The organism is Curtobacterium sp. A7_M15 (assembly GCF_030705415.1).
Classification (GTDB): Bacteria; Actinomycetota; Actinomycetes; order Actinomycetales; family Microbacteriaceae; genus Curtobacterium.
Genome location: NZ_JAUZED010000006.1, coordinates 1 through 16,339, shown reverse-complemented (window position 1 = coordinate 16,339; position 16,339 = coordinate 1). Strand labels below are relative to the sequence as shown.

The 16,339-nt window shown below is 73.0% G+C and carries 14 protein-coding genes; all 14 read left to right on the top strand.

Going from position 1 to position 16,339, the window contains the following annotated elements; translation table 11 throughout:
• Nucleotides 1-6: 6 nt before the first annotated feature.
• A complete protein-coding gene (locus tag Q7F20_RS02250; protein WP_305738485.1) occupies nucleotides 7-1,230 on the top strand; it encodes an acyl-CoA dehydrogenase family protein in 1,224 nt (407 codons plus the stop codon).
• A 141-nt stretch (nucleotides 1,231-1,371) separates the two neighbouring features.
• Nucleotides 1,372-2,139: an LLM class flavin-dependent oxidoreductase gene (locus Q7F20_RS02245; RefSeq protein ID WP_305738484.1), complete on the top strand. Its 768-nt coding sequence runs from the start codon at nucleotides 1,372-1,374 to the stop codon at nucleotides 2,137-2,139.
• Nucleotides 2,136-3,410 carry an NtaA/DmoA family FMN-dependent monooxygenase gene (locus Q7F20_RS02240; protein ID WP_305738483.1) on the top strand — a complete coding sequence of 425 codons (1,275 nt, stop codon included), beginning with the start codon at nucleotides 2,136-2,138 and terminating at the stop codon, nucleotides 3,408-3,410. Before Q7F20_RS02245 ends, Q7F20_RS02240 begins: the two co-directional genes overlap by 4 nt.
• Before the next feature lie 387 nt (nucleotides 3,411-3,797).
• On the top strand, nucleotides 3,798-4,160 hold the full coding sequence (locus Q7F20_RS02235) for a carboxymuconolactone decarboxylase family protein (RefSeq protein WP_305738482.1): 363 nt from the start codon (nucleotides 3,798-3,800) through the stop codon (nucleotides 4,158-4,160).
• Nucleotides 4,161-4,172: 12 nt separating this feature from the next.
• Nucleotides 4,173-5,417 (top strand): LLM class flavin-dependent oxidoreductase, encoded by a 1,245-nt coding sequence (locus Q7F20_RS02230; RefSeq protein WP_305738481.1) that lies wholly within the window; start codon nucleotides 4,173-4,175, stop codon nucleotides 5,415-5,417.
• Nucleotides 5,414-6,775: an NtaA/DmoA family FMN-dependent monooxygenase gene (locus Q7F20_RS02225; protein ID WP_305738480.1), complete on the top strand. Its 1,362-nt coding sequence runs from the start codon at nucleotides 5,414-5,416 to the stop codon at nucleotides 6,773-6,775. The genes Q7F20_RS02230 and Q7F20_RS02225 overlap by 4 nt, the downstream gene beginning before the upstream one ends.
• The gene (locus Q7F20_RS02220) at nucleotides 6,772-7,794 is read left to right on the top strand and encodes an LLM class flavin-dependent oxidoreductase (protein WP_305738479.1); all 1,023 of its coding nucleotides are present in this window, start codon (nucleotides 6,772-6,774) and stop codon (nucleotides 7,792-7,794) included. The genes Q7F20_RS02225 and Q7F20_RS02220 overlap by 4 nt, the downstream gene beginning before the upstream one ends.
• Nucleotides 7,791-8,831, top strand: a complete 1,041-nt coding sequence (locus Q7F20_RS02215) for an ABC transporter permease (RefSeq protein ID WP_305738478.1) — start codon at nucleotides 7,791-7,793, stop codon at nucleotides 8,829-8,831. Before Q7F20_RS02220 ends, Q7F20_RS02215 begins: the two co-directional genes overlap by 4 nt.
• The gene (locus Q7F20_RS02210) at nucleotides 8,828-9,718 is read left to right on the top strand and encodes an ABC transporter permease (protein ID WP_305738477.1); all 891 of its coding nucleotides are present in this window, start codon (nucleotides 8,828-8,830) and stop codon (nucleotides 9,716-9,718) included. Before Q7F20_RS02215 ends, Q7F20_RS02210 begins: the two co-directional genes overlap by 4 nt.
• Complete coding sequence (locus Q7F20_RS02205; protein WP_370871604.1) at nucleotides 9,715-11,361, top strand: dipeptide ABC transporter ATP-binding protein; 1,647 nt, start codon at nucleotides 9,715-9,717, stop codon at nucleotides 11,359-11,361. The genes Q7F20_RS02210 and Q7F20_RS02205 overlap by 4 nt, the downstream gene beginning before the upstream one ends.
• The gene (locus Q7F20_RS02200; RefSeq protein WP_305738476.1) at nucleotides 11,358-12,983 is read left to right on the top strand and encodes an ABC transporter substrate-binding protein; all 1,626 of its coding nucleotides are present in this window, start codon (nucleotides 11,358-11,360) and stop codon (nucleotides 12,981-12,983) included. Before Q7F20_RS02205 ends, Q7F20_RS02200 begins: the two co-directional genes overlap by 4 nt.
• Nucleotides 12,980-14,122: an LLM class flavin-dependent oxidoreductase gene (locus Q7F20_RS02195; protein ID WP_305738475.1), complete on the top strand. Its 1,143-nt coding sequence runs from the start codon at nucleotides 12,980-12,982 to the stop codon at nucleotides 14,120-14,122. Before Q7F20_RS02200 ends, Q7F20_RS02195 begins: the two co-directional genes overlap by 4 nt.
• Entirely contained in the window at nucleotides 14,122-15,219 is a 1,098-nt protein-coding gene (locus Q7F20_RS02190) for an LLM class flavin-dependent oxidoreductase (RefSeq protein WP_305738474.1), read from the top strand. Before Q7F20_RS02195 ends, Q7F20_RS02190 begins: the two co-directional genes overlap by 1 nt.
• 57 nt (nucleotides 15,220-15,276) lie before the next feature.
• The gene (locus tag Q7F20_RS02185) at nucleotides 15,277-15,873 is read left to right on the top strand and encodes a dihydrofolate reductase family protein (RefSeq protein WP_305738473.1); all 597 of its coding nucleotides are present in this window, start codon (nucleotides 15,277-15,279) and stop codon (nucleotides 15,871-15,873) included.
• Nucleotides 15,874-16,339 lie beyond the last annotated feature (466 nt).

Genomic DNA, 16,339 nt, shown 5'->3' with positions numbered 1-16,339 from the left:
GCCGCCATGTCCCCGAGTGAGATCCCGGCCGACGCCCGCTACGAGGAACTGATCGCGCCGGTGCGACCGGTGATCGCCCGGATCGCCCTCGACGCCCGTGACCGCGAGCGCGAGGAACGGCCCGCGACGGAGCAGCTCGGCTGGCTCGTCGACGCGGGGTTCGCCCGCTGGCGCACCCCTGCCGAGTGGGGCGGCGTCGGGGCACGGCTGTCGGACGTCTTCCGCGCGGTCGCCGAGATCGCCGAGGTCGACCCGAACCTCGCGCACGTGTGGCGCAACCACTTCTCCTTCGTCGAGGACCGGGTGCACGCCGAGGGGTCGCCGTTCGATCGGGAGATCGTCGAGCGGCTCGGCGGCGGCGAGTTCGTCGGCGGCGGGTGGAGCGAGACCCCGAACCCCGCGGGCCCCGACATCAGCACGCGGCTGACCCCGGACCCGGACGGCGGCTGGCGCGTGACCGGCCGCAAGTTCTACTCGACGGGGAGCATCTACGCCCGGTGGATCACCGTGCTCGCGCTCGACGACACCGGAGCGCGGTTCGTCGCGCTGGTGGACGCGCAGGACCCCGGGGTGCGGATCGGTGACGACTGGGACGGCTTCGGGCAGCGCGTCACCGGCAGCGGGAGCGTCACCTACACGGACGTGCACGTCCCCGACGAGCGGGTCCTGCCGTACGCGACGCGCTACCCGTACCAGGAGCAGTACTACCAGACGGTGATGCACGCGATCCTCGTCGGCATCGGGCGTGCGGCGCTGCGCGAGGGGATCGGGGCGCTGCGCGATCGTCGCCGCGGGCACCACAACGGCACGGCCGCGGACCCGAAGGCGGACCCGGAGCTGCTCGGCACGATCGGCACGGTCGCGGCACGGGTGTACGCCGCCGACGCCGCGTTCACCGCGAGTCTCGGTCCGGTGGACGCCGCCGTCGACCGGCACGCCGGACTCCGGGCGACCGGGGCCGACCCGTCGGCGGACCCGGTGCTGCGCGCCGCGCTCGAACGGAGCTGGATCGCGGTCGCCCAGGCCCAGACCGTCGTCACCGACGCCGTCCTCGACGCGACGACCCTGGTGTTCGACGCCCTGGGGTCGAGCGGCACGTTCCGCTCCCTGGGGCTCGACCGACACTGGCGGAACGCCCGGACCCTGGCCTCGCACAACCCGCGCGTGCACAAGCGGCGCATCGTCGGGGACCTGCTCGTGAACGGCGCCAGCCCGCTCGACCGCGCGTAACCCACCGTCACGAGGCGCAACCCGACGACACCTGCACCCGCTGGGTCCGTGCCGCCCCGTACGGTCGTCGGCAACGGCCCGCCACGGACGCAGGGGAGGCGATGGTGGCGGGCCGCTCTGCACGAGTACGGAGGGACCACCGTGACCGAGACACCCGCACCGACGATCGTCGCCGTGCCGGACGCCGACCTCGCCGCCGCCGTCGCCCGACCCGGCGGGATCGCCCGGCTCGCCGACCGGATCCGGGCCTCCGGCGCCGTGGTCGTCGCGATCGGCACCGACCGCTTCGACGCCGAACGCGGTCGCGGACACCGGCTCGACCCGACCGCCGCGGCGCTCGCCCTCGGTCGTGCACTGCCCGAGCACGGACTGCTGGTCGCCGCCGCCCCGACCCGGGCGCACCCCTACAACGTCGCCCGCCGGGTGCTCTCCCTCGACCACGTCCTGGACGCCCGGGTCGGACTCGTCGTCGGCGCGCGGGACCACGGGCTCCCGGCGACGGAGGAGCAGCACGACGCGGCCGAGTTCGCCGAGGTCGTGCGCGGGTTGTGGCGGACGTGGCCGCTCGACAGCATCGTCGGGGACCGCGACGCCGGCCGCTTCGCCGACACCGACCGGATCGTCCCGCTCGACCACGACGGCGGTCCCGACGGCTACCGGGTCCGCGGGCCGTTGACGACGCCGTCGAGTCGGCAGGGCGAACCCGTCCTCGCGGTCTGGCACGACGTCGCGGACGAGGGTGCCGACCTGGTGCTCGGGGGCGCGGCCCACCCGCTCGCACCGCTGCCGGCCGCAGCCGACGGGGCGGGGCCGAGCCGCGCCTCCCGGACCACGACCGGCCACGGTGCGGGCCCACGGACGCTGCGTGACCTGCTGGGTCTGCCGGTCCCCGCGCCGGTCGGCGCATGAGTGCCGCCGCGGACGCCGGGCTCGTCCTCGGGGTCAACCTGCAGGGCTTCGGCCAGCGGCCGGCGGCCTGGCGGACCCAGGACGTCGAGCCGACCGACCTGCTCAGCGCGGGGTTCTGGGAGGACCTCGGCCGGATCGCGGAACGCGGTCTGCTCGACATGGTGTTCTTCGCCGACCACCCGGCCCTCAGCGACCCGAACGTCCGTGCGTACGGGCTGCTCGAGCCCTTCGTCGCCCTCGGGGCGATCGCCGGCGCGACCACGCACCTCGGGCTCGTCGGGACGGCCTCGACGACCTACAACGACCCGGTCGACCTCGCCGAGCGGCTGCTGTCGCTCGACACCGTGTCCGGGGGCCGGGTGGCCTGGAACGCCGTGACGACCTACGACCGGTCGGTGTCGGCGAACTTCGGCGTCGCGACGAACCCGGAGCGACCCGAGCGGTACGCCCGCGCGGGCGAGGTCGTCGACCTCGTGCAGGCGCTCTGGCGGTCCGCCTCGACCGGGGTGCCCGTCGACCACCACGGCGAGTTCACCGAGTTCGCCGGGGCGATCAGCGTCCCGCCGTCGGCACAGGGGCACCCGGTGGTGTTCCAGGCCGGGGGATCGCCGCACGGTCGGGACCTCGCTGCCCGGGTCGCCGAGGGCGTCTTCGCGGTGGAGCTGACCCCCGAGCCCGCCCGGGAGCACTACCGCGCCGTGAAGCAGGCCGCCGAGACGTACGGCCGGCGGTCCGCCGACGTGGCGATCGTCCCGGGGCTGTCGCTCGTGCTCGGCAGCACGGAGGCCGAGGCGCAGCGACGGTTCGACGAGCTCGAGGCCCTCGCCCCCGACGGCTACGCACTCCGGGCACTCGGGACCCACCTCGACGCCGACCTCACCGACCTCGACCCGGAGGCGCCGATCCCGGCGACGATCCTCGACCGCGAGGTCGACCCGGTCACGTACGGCCCCTCGCTCGGCTACCACGAGACCGTCGTGCGCTGGGTCCGCGCGCACAACACGTCGCTGCGCCAGGTCCTGCGCGGCTTCGGCGGGTACGGCGCCCGGATCGTCGTCGGCACGCCGGAGCAGGCCGCCGACACGATCGAGGAGTGGTACCGCACCGGCGCCGCCGACGGCTTCAACCTCATGATCGACGAGTTCCCGCGGGGCCTCGAGACCGTGGTGGACCAACTCGTGCCGATCCTGCAGCGGCGCGGGGTGTTCCACCGCGAGTACGAGGACGTCACGTTGCGCGGGCGGCTCGGCGCGCGGGTGCGCGGGCTGTAGCGCGCGGGCGCGCGCGGCGGCGGCGCGGAGACGCAGTGTGCGAGGTTCCGCTCGCTGTGGGAGCGTGCGCGCCTCCCACTGTGCGCGGGACCTCGCACAGTACGTCGCGCTCGCACCGTGCGAGGCGCACAGGGCCTGGAGGCGCGGATCGGCACCGCCACCACCCTGCGGCCCGCAGCGTGCGAGGTCCAGTGCGCGGTGCGAGCCTCGCGAGCCGGCACGGTGCGCGGAAGCTCGCACACTGCGAGCGCGCCGAGCGCGAGCGCGCCGCGCGCCGCGTGACGCCGTGTGACGCCGGGCCGGGGGCGCCGCGTCACACGGGGCAACGTCCGGTCACGCTCCGCAACACCCGTCGTGCCCGGGCCCGGTCGGCCGTAGCGTCGCCCCATGACCGACTACCTCGACCGTGAGCACGACAAGACCTTCACGAAGGTCTACAAGCAGCAGACCCCGGACATCCTCAAGGCCTTCGTGCAGTTCGACGAGTCGGTGTTCCAGGCCGAGGGTCGCGAGATCCCGCTGAAGTACCGGGAGCTCATCGCGCTGGCGGTCGGCATCACCACGCAGTGCGTCTACTGCATCGACGGCCACAGCCAGCGCGCGGTCACGGCCGGCGCGAACGAGGCTGAACTCGCCGAGGCCGCCTGGGTCGCCACGGCCATCCGGGCCGGCGGCGGGTTCGCCCACGGCCGCCTCGGCTTCAAGTTCGGCGCCGACGCCGCGGCTCCCTCGGAATCCCACTCCCACTAGGAAGCGCACTCCATGCCCGACCGCATCACCCTCGTCACCGCCCTGCAGGGCGCCGGCTGGCACCCCGCCGCCTGGCGCACCGCCGGCCCCACGGCGCAGCGCCTCACCAGCCTCCGGCACTGGCGCGACGTCGTCGTCGAGCAGGACCGCCTCGGCGTCGACGCCGTCACCATCGAGGACTCCTTCACCGCCGGCCCGGTGGACCACGCGGGCGAGCTCGACACGAGCACGGTCGTCGGTCGCCTCGACGCCCTCCTCGTCGCGAACGCCGTCGCCCCCGCGACCCGCGCGATCGGTCTCGTGCCGACCGTCTCGGTGACGCACACCGAGCCGTTCCACGTCGCCACGGGCCTCCAGACCCTCGACCACGTGTCGCTGGGGCGAGCCGGGTGGCGGATCCAGGTGAGTCCGACAGCCCGCGAGGCCGCGCTCTTCGGCCGCCGCCCCGGCGGCGACGACGCCTCCGTCCTCTTCGACGAGGCGCGTGAGGTCGCGGAGGTCGTCTCGCGACTCTGGGACAGCTGGGACGACGACGCGATCATCCGCGACGTCACCACCGGCCGGTTCATCGACCGCGACCGCATCCACAACGCCGAGTTCCAGGGTGCGTTCGTGTCGGTCCACGGTGCGTCGATCGTGCCGCGGTCGCCGCAGGGCCGCCCGCCGGTCTTCTCGCTGGCGCACCGCGCCGACGCGGCCGCGTTCGCGGTCGACGCTGCGGACGTCGTGCTGGTCACGCCCGGGTACGGGGGACTGGGCCCACGCCAGCCGGTACCCGACCGTCGCGGAGCGGCGGGCGGGCCGAGCTGGTGGGGAGAGGCGCGGGTCGTCCTGTCGGAGGTCCGTGACGCCGAGCAGGCGGCCGGCTCGGACGTCCGTCGTCCGGTCCTCGCCGACCTCGCGGTGCTCATCGGGTCGTCGCCGGCTGCGGCCGCCGACGCGCTGGCCGCGCTCGACGCCGCTTCCGGTACGCCGTACGCATCGGCCTCCGACACCTCCGTGCTCGCGACGACCGTTCCCGAGCTCGTGTCGCTGATCGCCGAGCTGCGGGACCTCGGGTTCGCCGGCGTCCGACTCCGCCCGCTGCGCATCCCGCTCGACTCGACGGCGATCGCTCGCGAGCTCGTCCCCGCCCTCGTCACGGCCGGCCTCCGCGCCGACGTGGCCTCACGTCCCACCGCCGACCTGCGCACGCGGCTCGGCATCGCGCCGGCGGTCAGCCGGTACGCCACGTCCACCCAGGGGGTCTCAGCATGAGCGCCAAGCGTCAGGTCCACCTCGCCGCCCACTTCCCGGGCGTCAACAACACGACCGTCTGGAGCGACGACCGCGCCGAGAGCCAGATCGCGTTCTCGTCATTCGAGCACTTCGCCCGGAACGCCGAGCGCGGGTTGTTCGACTACCTGTTCCTCGCCGAGGGGCTGCGGCTCCGCGAGCAGAAGGGCCGGATCCACGACCTCGACGTCGTCGGGCGCCCGAACACGCTCGCGATCCTCGCCGCCCTGGCCGGGGTGACGGAGCACATCGGACTCGTCGGCACGCTGCAGACCACGTTCAACGAGCCGCTCGAACTCGCGAAGCAGCTCGCAACGCTGGACCACCTCACGGACGGGCGCGCGGGGTGGAACGTCGTGACGAGCTCGGATGCGTTCCACGGTGCGAACTTCCGTCGGGGCGGGTTCCTGGACCACGCCGACCGGTACACGCGGGCGGCGGAGTTCATCGAGCTCTCCCGCGAGCTCTGGGACTCGTGGGAGTCCGACGCAGTGGTCGCCTCGTCAGTGTTCGCCGACCGCTCCCGGATCCGGGACGTCGACCACCACGGGCCGCAGTTCGACGTCTCCGGGACCTTCCCGGTGCCGCGCAGTCCCCAAGGGCACCCCGTCGTCGTGCAGGCGGGCGACTCCGACGAGGGACGTGACCTGGCTGCCCGGCACGCGGAGGTCATCTTCTCCCTGCACACCGAGTTCGACGACGCGAAGTCGTACTACGACGACATCACCGCACGACTCGAGCGTGCGGGTCGCTCGAAGGACGAGCTGCACATCCTGCCCGCGTCGACGTTCGTGCTCGGGGACACGCCTGCCGAGGCAGCCGAGAAGGCCCGAGCGATCCAGCGCGCGCAGGTCAGCCCGGCGACCGCGATCGCGTTCCTCGAACAGGTGTGGAACCGAGACCTGTCGTCGTACGACGTCGACGGGCCGCTGCCCGACGTCGAGCCGGACCTCGAGGGTGCCGCCATCACCCGCGGCCGCGCGCGGCACACCCGTGACGTCCCCGCCCTCGTGCGCTCCTGGCGGGACCTCGCGGAGTCGGAGCACCTGTCGATCCGCGACCTCGTCATCAAGGCGTCGACCCGTGGCGGCTTCGTCGGGACGCCGTCGCACATCGCCGCCGAGATCGACCGGTACGTGCAGGAGCGCGCGACCGACGGCTTCGTCGTCGTGCCGCACACCAACCCGTACGGCCTCGACGAGTTCGTCGACACGGTCGTCCCGCTGCTCCAGGAGCGTGGCGTGTACCGGGAGTCCTACGAGGACGGTGCGACGCTCCGCGAGACCCTCGGTCTGCCGGGGACCATCCGTTCGCGCGACCGGTCGGGCGTGCTCGCATGACGGTGTCGAGCCTCGCGATCCTGGTCCCGGGGAACTTCGACGACGACGCGCCGGTCGACGGGCTCGACGCGACGCTCGACCTGTTCACGAGCGCCGAGCGGCTCGGCGTCGACGGCGCCTGGGTCCGACACCGCCACCTCGAGCACGGCATCGGCTCCGCCGCGGTGTTCCTGGCGGCCGCCTCGCAGCGCACGAGCACGATCGAGCTCGGCGTCGCCGTCGTACCGATCGGCTGGGAGAGCCCGTTCCGCCTCGCCGAGGACTTCTCGCTCGCCGACGTCCTGTCGCACGGCCGCGTCCAGGTGGGCCTGTCGACGAGCTCGCCGCACGAGGACATCCTCGGCGACCTCGTGTTCGACGGCGACTGGCGCTCCTTCGACCGCGGCTACGGACGCGTCACCCGGTTCGTCGACAACCTGCGCGGGGACTTCCTCGGCGGGGACGACACCGTCATCCAGAGCCCGGGGAACGTCCAGCGTCCGCGACTCCAGCCGTACGCTCCGGGGCTCGTCGACCGGGTCTGGTACGGCGGTGGGTCGCTCCGCTCGGCCGCCTTCGCGGGCAGCGCCGGGCTCAACCTGCTCATCGGCAACCTCACCTCGGGCGAGGGGACCGACGACTACGGCACCGCACAGCGGAACCAGCTCGCCGCGTACCGGTCGGCGCTCCCCGCCGGGCGCGCGCCGCGCGTGGCGTGGGGCCGGTGCGTCGTCCCGACAGACTCCGCCGACCGCGTCTCCCGCGAGCGCTACCGGGCCTGGTACGAGTCCCGGCTCGCCCGGCAGACCGCGCCGCAGGGACCGCGCCGCACCCTGTTCTCGGCGGACCTCGTCGGCCCGGCGGACCAGATCGTCGAGCAGCTCGTGCACGACGCCACGCTCGCCGAGGTCGACGAGTTCCGCATCGAGCTGCCGTACGAGTTCGCCGGCGACGAGTACGAGCAGATCGTGTCGGACGTCGTGTCCCGGGTCGCGCCGGCCCTCGGCTGGGCGCCCGCGCAGACGGCGGTGGCGGCATGACCCGGTACGTCCTCTCACGCATCGGACAGGCGGTGCTCGTCCTCTGGGCGGCGTGGACGATCTCGTTCTTCGTCCTGTACGTCCTGCCGAGCGACCCCGCCCGGATCATGCTCGGTCCGGACGCCACCGACGTGACCGAGGCGCAGCTCGACGCCCTCCGTCACCAGTACGGACTCGACCAGCCGGTCCTCGTGCAGTACTTCCAGCACCTCGGCTCGCTGCTGACCGGCGACCTCGGTCGCTCCATCGGCGTCGGACGACCCGTCACCGAGGTCATCGGCGAGGCCGTCGGGCCGACCGCGCAGATCGCCGTCGTCGGCCTGCTCCTCGCGATCGTGTTCGGCGGTGGACTCGCGGTCCTCGCGACGTGGACCCGGAACCGCGCCCTCGGCCAGTTCCTGCTGCAGTTGCCCCCGGTCGGTGTCGCCGTCCCCGGATTCTGGTTCGCCCTGCTGCTCGTCCAGTGGTTCTCGTTCGGCCTGCACGTGTTCCCGGCGTTCGGCGGCGAGGGCCCGGCATCCGTCGTCCTGCCCGCGGTCACCCTGGCGCTGCCGACGGGCGCGACGATCGCCCAGCTGTTGTCGAAGTCCCTCGTGGCGACGCTCCGCGAGCCGTACGTCGACACCGCGTACGCGAAGGGCGCCGGACGGTGGCGCGTGCAGCTCCGCCACGCGCTGAAGAACGCCGCGCTGCCGGCCCTCACCGTGACCGGCCTCATCGTCGGGCAGCTCTTCTCCGGCACCGTCGTCACCGAGACGGTGTTCTCCCGCCCGGGCCTCGGCCGGGTCACCGCGACCGCCGTGCAGGGGCAGGACATCCCCGTCGTGCAGGGCATCGTGCTCGTCGCCGCGGCGATCTTCGTCGTCGCGAACCTCGTCGTCGACCTCGTCTACCCACTCCTCGACCCGCGCGTCGTCCTGGCGGGGAGCCGCCGGAAGCTCCGCGAGCGGGACGGCGCGACACCGGGCGGCGGCGCGGGCGGCGCCACCTCCGGCAGCGGCACCACCGCTCCGACACCCCAGGGGGTCCCCGCATGACCGAGACCACGCAGCTCGCGATCGGCCGTCCCGCGGCGCTCGTCACCGACCGCGTCCCCGGCGGCGCGACCGCGCTCCGGGGCCTCGTCACCCGGCCGACCCTCACGCTCGCCGTGCTCTGGCTCGCCGTGGTCGTGCTCGCAGCGGTGCTCCCCGGAGCCCTGACCCACCACGACCCGCTCGCCGCGGAACCCGCCGTGAAGCTCTCCGCACCCGACGCCGCACACTGGTTCGGCACTGACCAGCTCGGTCGCGACCTGTACGCCCGGGTCGTGCACGGCACGGCGCTCACCCTGCAGGCGGCGATCCTCGCGATCCTCATCGGGCTCGTCGGCGGCTCCGTGGTCGGGCTCCTCGCCGGGTTCGTCGGCGGGGTGGTCGACACGGTGCTCATGCGCGTCGCGGACGTCCTGCTCGCCATCCCGAGCCTGCTGCTGTCGCTGACGATCGTCACCGTCCTCGGCTTCGGCACCGTGAACGTCGCGGTGGCTGTCGGCGTCGCGAGCATCGCCACCATCGCCCGGATCATGCGCTCCGAGGTCGTCCGGGTCCGGACCGCGCAGTACGTCGAGGCGGCCACGGCCAACGGCAACCGCTGGTGGCGTGTCCTGCTCGTGCACGTGCTGCCGAACGCAGCCGGTCCCGTGCTCGTCCTCGCCGCGCTCGAGTTCGGCACCGCGATCCTCGCCGTCTCCAGCCTCAGCTTCCTCGGCTACGGCGCCCGGCCGCCGGCGCCGGAGTGGGGGTCGCTCGTCTCGACCGGCCGTGACTTCATCGCGACCTCGTGGTGGCTGACGACCATCCCCGGTCTCGTCATCGCGGTCACGGTCCTCGCCGGCAACCGCGTCGCCCGGGCCCTCGACACCGAACGGCGGGCCGTCCGGTGAGCCTGATCAGCATCCGCGACCTCACGGTCGCGTACGGCCACGGCCGGCACGCGCGCACGGCGCTGCACGGCGTCTCCCTCGACGTCGGGCGCGGCGAACGCGTCGCGATCGTCGGCGAGTCCGGGTCGGGCAAGTCGACGACGGCGCACGCGGTCCTCCGGCTCCTGCCCGCAGCGGCAGAGCTGACGGGAGGCACGGTGCGGCTCTCGGGGACCGGCGCCGATTCCGGGGACCTCGACCTGGTCACCGCCTCCGACGCCGAGGTGCGCAGCGTGCGCGGCGTCCGGATCGGCTTCGTGCCGCAGGACCCCACCGTCTCGCTCAACCCCGTCACGCGGATCGGTCGTCAGGTCGCCGAGGTGCTCGAGATCCACGGCATCGCGACGGGAGCCGACGCACACGAGCGCGCCGTGGAGGAACTCCGCCGCGCCGGGATCGACCGACCGGAGCTCCGGGCGAAGCAGTACCCGCACGAGCTTTCGGGCGGCATGCGGCAGCGGGTGCTCATCGCCATCGCGCTGATCGGCGACCCGGAACTCCTCGTCGCCGACGAGCCGACGAGCGCCCTCGACGTCACCGTGCAGCGGACGATCCTCGACCACCTCGACCGGCTCGTCGCCGAGCGCGGGACGAGTGTGCTCTTCATCACGCACGACCTCGGGGTCGCCGCGGACCGGGCCGACCGGATCGTGGTGATGTCCGAGGGGCGGATCGTCGAGCAGGGCACGCCCGCCGAGGTGCTCGGCGCACCGCGCGAGGCGTACACCCGCGCACTCATCCGAGCGGCGCCCAGTCTCGACGACGTGACCGTGTCCGTGGGAGCCGAGCCGCGCCTCCCGTCCGACCGCGACGACCCGCTCGTCGTCGCGACGGGCCTGCGGAAGTCCTTCGCCCGCGTTGCCGCCGTCGACGGCGTCGACGTGACCGTCCCGCGTGGCCGCACCCTCGCGTTGGTGGGGGAGTCCGGGTCCGGCAAGTCGACCACGGCGCGTCTCGTGCTCGGCCTCGAACGCGCCGACGGGGGCACCGTCCGGTTCGACGGCGAGGACGTGACCGCTGCCCGCGGTGCGTCCCTGCGGGCGTACCGGCGTCGCGCGCAGATCGTGCAGCAGAACCCGTACGCGGCCCTGCACCCACGGCTGTCGGTCGGGTCGGTCATCGCCGACCCGCTCGCAGCGTTCGGGATCGGCACCCGACGCTCCCGCGCGGCCCGTGCGGCGGAGTTGCTCGACCTCGTCGCCCTGCCCGCCTCGGCGGCGGGACGTCGACCGTCGGAGCTGTCGGGCGGCCAGCGACAGCGCGTCGCCATCGCCCGGGCGCTCGCGCTCGACCCGTCGTTCATCGTGCTCGACGAACCGGTCTCGGCGCTCGACGTGTCCGTCCAGGCCCAGATCCTCGATCTGCTGGCGTCCCTGCAGGAGACGCTCGGCGTCTCGTACCTCTTCATCTCGCACGACCTCGCCGTCGTCCGCCGCATCGCCCACGAGGTGTCCGTCCTCCGGGGCGGGCGCGTGGTGGAGCACGGCGGCGTCGCCGACGTCCTCCACCACCCGCAGCACGAGTACACCCGTGCCCTGCTCGACGCGATCCCCGGGCGATCCCGGCGCGCCACACCCCTCACCCCTTCCGAAGGAGCCTCATGACCATCCACCGCACCCCGATCCGTCTGGTGGCCGCGATCGCGGCCGGTACCGCGGCGGCCCTGGTGATGGCCGGCTGCTCGTCGGGCGGCACCGCGTCGTCGTCCTCGTCGTCGAAGCCCGTCGACGGCGGTTCGCTGACCTACGCGATCGCCAACGACCCGATCACGCTCAACCCGACCGGGACCGGCGCCGGCAACGACACCCTCGCCATCACCCGGCAGCTCGTGGACTCACTGCTCTGGCAGGACCCGTCCGACGGTTCGCTCAAGCCCTGGCTCGCGACGAAGTACTCGGCAAACAGCGACGCGACCGCGTTCACGTTCGACCTGCGGTCCGGCGTGACGTTCTCCGACGGCTCGGCGTTCGACGCCACTGCGGTGAAGGACACCTTCGACGACATCGCGAAGGCGGGGGCGTCCAGCACCGCCGCCGCGTACTTCTCGGGGTACCGGGAGACGAAGGTCATCGACGACGACACCGTCGAGGTCGACTTCACGACCCCGAACGCCGCGTTCCCGAACGCCACGGCCTCGGTCGCGCTCGGCATCGTCGCACCGAAGACCACCGAGACGCCGTTCGACGACCGCGCCGACGGCAAGGCCGTCATCGGGACCGGGCCGTTCACGCTGTCCTCGTACACGAAGAACACCGCCACCGTCCTGACGAAGCGCAAGGACTACGACTGGGGTCCCGCCGCGCGGTCGAACGCCGGGGCAGCGCACCTGTCGAAGGTCACGTTCCAGGTCGTCCCGGAGGCGAGCGTCCGGACCGGCAGCCTGCAGTCCGGTCAGCTCGACGCGATCAGCAGCGTGCAGCCGAGCGACGTGGACACCGTGAAGTCGCAGTACGAGCTCGTCACCCGCGCCAACCCCGGGCAGGTGTTCGGCCTCACGTTCAACCAGAAGCGCCCACTCGTGGCCGACCTCGCCGTCCGCAAGGCGATCGCGCAGGCCGTCGACCCGAAGACCGTGCGGGACACGTCCCTGAACGACCTGTTCAAGGTGGCGACGTCCGTGCTCGGTTCCACCACCCCGGGCTACGAGGACACCTCCTCGGCGATCTCGTACGACCCGACCGCGGCGAAGCAGGCCCTCGACGACGCCGGGTGGAAGACGGGGTCGGACGGCATCCGGGCGAAGGACGGGCAGAAGCTGCAGCTCAAGCTCATCTGGATCACGAACTTCGGGCCGAACCAGACGTCGCTCGAACTCATCCAGCAGGAGCTGAAGAAGATCGGCGTCGGTCTGACCCTCGAGAGCGGCACCGTCCCGCAGTACCTCGCCAACACCACGAGCGGGGACTGGGACCTCGCGTGGGACAACAGCTCCCGCGCCGACGGTGACGTCCTCCGGTCCAAGTTCTCGAGCAACGGTGCCCAGTCGATCGGTGCCGCCGACAGCACGCTCGACGCCCTCTTCACGAAGGAGCTCTCGCAGTCGTCCGCCACCGAGCGCGCCGCGACCTTCGCCGAGATCCAGCAGCGCATCGCCGCCCAGGTCGACTTCGTCCCCGTGCACGAACTCACCAGCATCATCGCGACCGCGAAGGACGTGCACGGCATCGCGTTCGGCGCCGACACCCGCCTCGACCAGCTCACCGGCGCATGGACGGACGCAGCATGACGGCCGTCCCCCTGTCGGTCCTCGACCTCGTCCCGGTGTCGTCCGGATCGACCGCTGCCGCGGCGCTGGCGAACACGCTCGACCTCGCCCGCGCCGCCGAGCGGTCCGGCTACACCCGGTACTGGCTCGCTGAACACCACCTCAACCCCGGCGTCGCGGGCAGTGCTCCGAACATCGTGATCGGTGCGGTGGCTGCGGCGACCTCGACGATCCGGGTCGGCAGCGCGGCGACCCTGGTCGGCAACGTCCGCGGGCTGCAGATCGCCGAGACCTTCGGCACGCTCGCCGCGCTCTACGGCCCGCGCATCGACCTCGGGCTCGGCCGGTCCGGTGCCCCCGCGCCCGGTACTCCTGCGCGCCTGCCAGCCGCGTCCCGCGATGCCGAGGTCGTCGACGGCCTGCTCATCCCGGCACCGTTCGACTTCCGGATCGCTCCGCGCAGCCGGTTCGCGCTGCAGGGCGAGCTGCTCGGCCGGGTGCCGGGCGACGTCGACCGGTTCGAGGGCGAACTCGACCTGATCCGGGCGCTGTTCGCCGGCACGTGGTCGCACGACGGCGCGGTGGTCGAAGCACCGCCCGCCGCCGGTACCCCCGTCGAACTCTGGATCCACGGCTCCACCGGCGGGGCGAGCGCACGGGCCGCCGGCGCGCTCGGCCTGCCCTACGGTGCGAACTACCACACGTCGCCCGGAACGGTCCTCGCGTCGGTCGGGGCGTACCGGGAAGCGTTCCGACCCGGCGTGCTCGACGCTCCGCACGTCATCGTCTCCGCGGACGTCGTCGTCGGTCGGGACGCCGACGAGGCTGCAGAGCTCGCGCTCGGGTACGGCCAGTGGGTGCACTCGATCCGCTCGGGCGTCGGGGCGATCGAGTACCCGACGCCGGACTGGGCGCGGGAGCACCCGCTGGAGGGTGACGCGGCGGCGTCGGTCGCGGACCGGATCGCCACCCGGTTCGTCGGGGACGCCTCGCAGGTGGCAGACCAGCTCGAGACACTCCGTCGGGTCACGGGTGCGGACGAGCTCCTCGTCACGACGATCACCCACGACCACGAAGCGCGGGTGCGGTCCTACGAGTTGCTCGCGGCCGAGTGGGCGCGTCGCGCTGATGTCCCCGCGGCGGCAGCGACGGTGCGCTGATGCGCTTCCAGCTGCTCGACATCGTCCCGCACCAGGAGGACCCGGTCACCGGGCACATCGTGCCGCCCTCGGAGCGCCTGGCGTCGGTCGTCGAGACCGCGCGGTTCGTCGAGGAGCTCGGGTTCGACTCGTTCGCCGTGGGGGAGCGGCACGCCGGTCCGTTCCTCTCCGCCGCACCGACCGTGCTGCTCGGGGCGATCGCGGCCTCGACCTCCCGCATCCGCCTGCAGACCGGCGTCACGGTGCTGTCGATCCTCGACCCCGTCCGGGTCGCCGAGGACTACGGGACCGTCGACCAGCTCTCCGGTGGTCGGCTGGAGCTCACGGTCGGCAAGGGGAACGAGGTGCTGCAGTACCCGATCTTCGGACTCGACCTCGCCGACCAGTGGGACCTGCTCGCCGAGAAGTACGCGGCGCTCCGCGCGTTCTGGGGTCCGGCTCCCGTCGACTGGGCGGGCGGGCCCGGCACGAACCCGCAGCACGGACTCACCACCCTGCCGCGCCCGTTCCGTCCGGGCGGACCTCGCGTCTGGCACGGGTCGGCCTCGTCGAGGGTGTCGGTGGAACTCGCTGCTCGGTGGGGTGACCCGCTGTTCAGCGCCAACGCCATCCAGCCCCTCGAGGCCTACGGGGTCCTCGTCGATCGCTACCGGCAGGCGTTCGCCGAGGCCGGCCACACCGACCGTGTGCCGTACGTCGGTGCCGGCGCCGGTGCCGGCGGGATCTTCGTCGCGGCGACCTCACAGGAGGCGAAGCGGCTCTACGGTCCGGTGTACGAGGGACTCGTCGCACGCCGCGACGTTCCCGGGAACAACACGCCGTTCCGTGACATCGACCACGCCGTCGCCGAGGGACCGGCGCTCGTCGGCAGTCCGCAGCAGGTGGTCGACAAGATCGGCCGTTTCCACGAGCGGCTCGGTACGGACCTGCAGTCCGTGTCGTTGCCGACCACGCTCCCGCTGGCGGACCAGTTCGCGACCCTGGAGCGGTTCGCCGCCGAGGTGGTGCCGGTGGTGCGCGCGGCGTTCCCGACGACCCTCTGGACGGCTGCCGACGAGCACGGTTCGACCGTGCCCGAGGGGACCGTCGCGGCGTGAGCGGGGCCGGTGGGCCGGCGGGCGAGCATCATGGGGTCGAGGCGTCAGGAGGTCCCGATGAAGCTCACCGTCCACGTGCAGATCACCCTCGACGGTGTCGCCCAGGCGAACGGCGGCAACAACGAGTACACCGACCCGGGGTTCACCCGAGGCGGCTGGGCGCTCCCGCTCGGCGACGACGAGGGCGTCCAGTACATCCTGGACGACTGGCGCCGACCGGACGCCTTCCTGCTCGGCCGCACGACGTACGACGTGTTCGCTCCGTACTGGGGCTCGCAGGTCGGTGACGGCGGGTTCGGCGACGCCATCAGCTCGAAGCCGAAGTACCTGGTGTCGAACACGGTGACGAACCCGGAGTGGCAGGGCACGACCGTGCTCTCCGGGGACGTGCTCTCCGGCGTCCGAACACTCAAGGCCCGATCTGGTGGCGAGCTCTTGGTGGTGGGGAGCGTCCGGCTCGCGCAGTGGCTGTTCGAGCACGAGCTGGTCGACGAACTCGACCTCGTGCAGTTCCCGGTGATCCTCGGCGAGGGGAAGCAGTTCTTCCCGTTGCACGGGCCGGACCTCGCGCTCGAGCTGCTCTCGTACCGGGTGTTCGGGACGGGTGTCGTCGCGCGGACGTTCCGCGTCGGGGGTCGGCCGGCGTACGCCTGAGGCGGAGGCCGGGGGCGGGGCTCGTGTCCGCCGGGCTGCCGGGCTGCCGACTCGATGCGACGTGGTCGTTGTCGTACGACATCGGCGGTGTCGCTGTCGGGCGTCCGCGAATGTCTGCGTGTGCAACGGGCGACGTCGTCGTTGTCGTGCGACATCGGTGGTGTCGCTGTCGGGCGTCCGCGAATGTCTGCGTGTGCAACGGGCGACTCGGTCGTTGTCGTGCGACGTCGGCGTTGTCGCGTCCGTCGGGGAGCCTCCTCGGATGCCCGCGCGTGCAACGAACGACTCGGTCGTTGTCGTACGACATCGGCGGTGTCGCTGTCGCGCGTCCGCGGATGTCCGCGTGTGCAACGGACGACGTGGTCGTTGTCGCCCGACGTCGATCGTGTCGTATCGGGTCGGGACCAGCAGCGGCGCCCGCGCCCCGCCGGCGCCCGCCCCCCGCCCGCCCGGCGACCCGGCGCCC

Excerpts from the sequence above, each read along its gene's own strand:
- Q7F20_RS02240 (WP_305738483.1), top strand. The coding sequence starts at position 2,136 with ATGAGTGCCGCCGCGGACGCCGGGCTCGTCCTCGGGGTCAACCTGCAG.
- Q7F20_RS02195 (WP_305738475.1), top strand. The coding sequence starts at position 12,980 with ATGACGGCCGTCCCCCTGTCGGTCCTCGACCTCGTCCCGGTGTCGTCC.
- Q7F20_RS02185 (WP_305738473.1), top strand. The coding sequence starts at position 15,277 with ATGAAGCTCACCGTCCACGTGCAGATCACCCTCGACGGTGTCGCCCAG.
- Q7F20_RS02190 (WP_305738474.1), top strand. The coding sequence starts at position 14,122 with ATGCGCTTCCAGCTGCTCGACATCGTCCCGCACCAGGAGGACCCGGTC.
- Q7F20_RS02220 (WP_305738479.1), top strand. The coding sequence starts at position 6,772 with ATGACGGTGTCGAGCCTCGCGATCCTGGTCCCGGGGAACTTCGACGAC.
- Q7F20_RS02235 (WP_305738482.1), top strand. The coding sequence starts at position 3,798 with ATGACCGACTACCTCGACCGTGAGCACGACAAGACCTTCACGAAGGTC.
- Q7F20_RS02225 (WP_305738480.1), top strand. The coding sequence starts at position 5,414 with ATGAGCGCCAAGCGTCAGGTCCACCTCGCCGCCCACTTCCCGGGCGTC.
- Q7F20_RS02250 (WP_305738485.1), top strand. The coding sequence starts at position 7 with ATGTCCCCGAGTGAGATCCCGGCCGACGCCCGCTACGAGGAACTGATC.
- Q7F20_RS02200 (WP_305738476.1), top strand. The coding sequence starts at position 11,358 with ATGACCATCCACCGCACCCCGATCCGTCTGGTGGCCGCGATCGCGGCC.
- Q7F20_RS02215 (WP_305738478.1), top strand. The coding sequence starts at position 7,791 with ATGACCCGGTACGTCCTCTCACGCATCGGACAGGCGGTGCTCGTCCTC.
- Q7F20_RS02210 (WP_305738477.1), top strand. The coding sequence starts at position 8,828 with ATGACCGAGACCACGCAGCTCGCGATCGGCCGTCCCGCGGCGCTCGTC.
- Q7F20_RS02230 (WP_305738481.1), top strand. The coding sequence starts at position 4,173 with ATGCCCGACCGCATCACCCTCGTCACCGCCCTGCAGGGCGCCGGCTGG.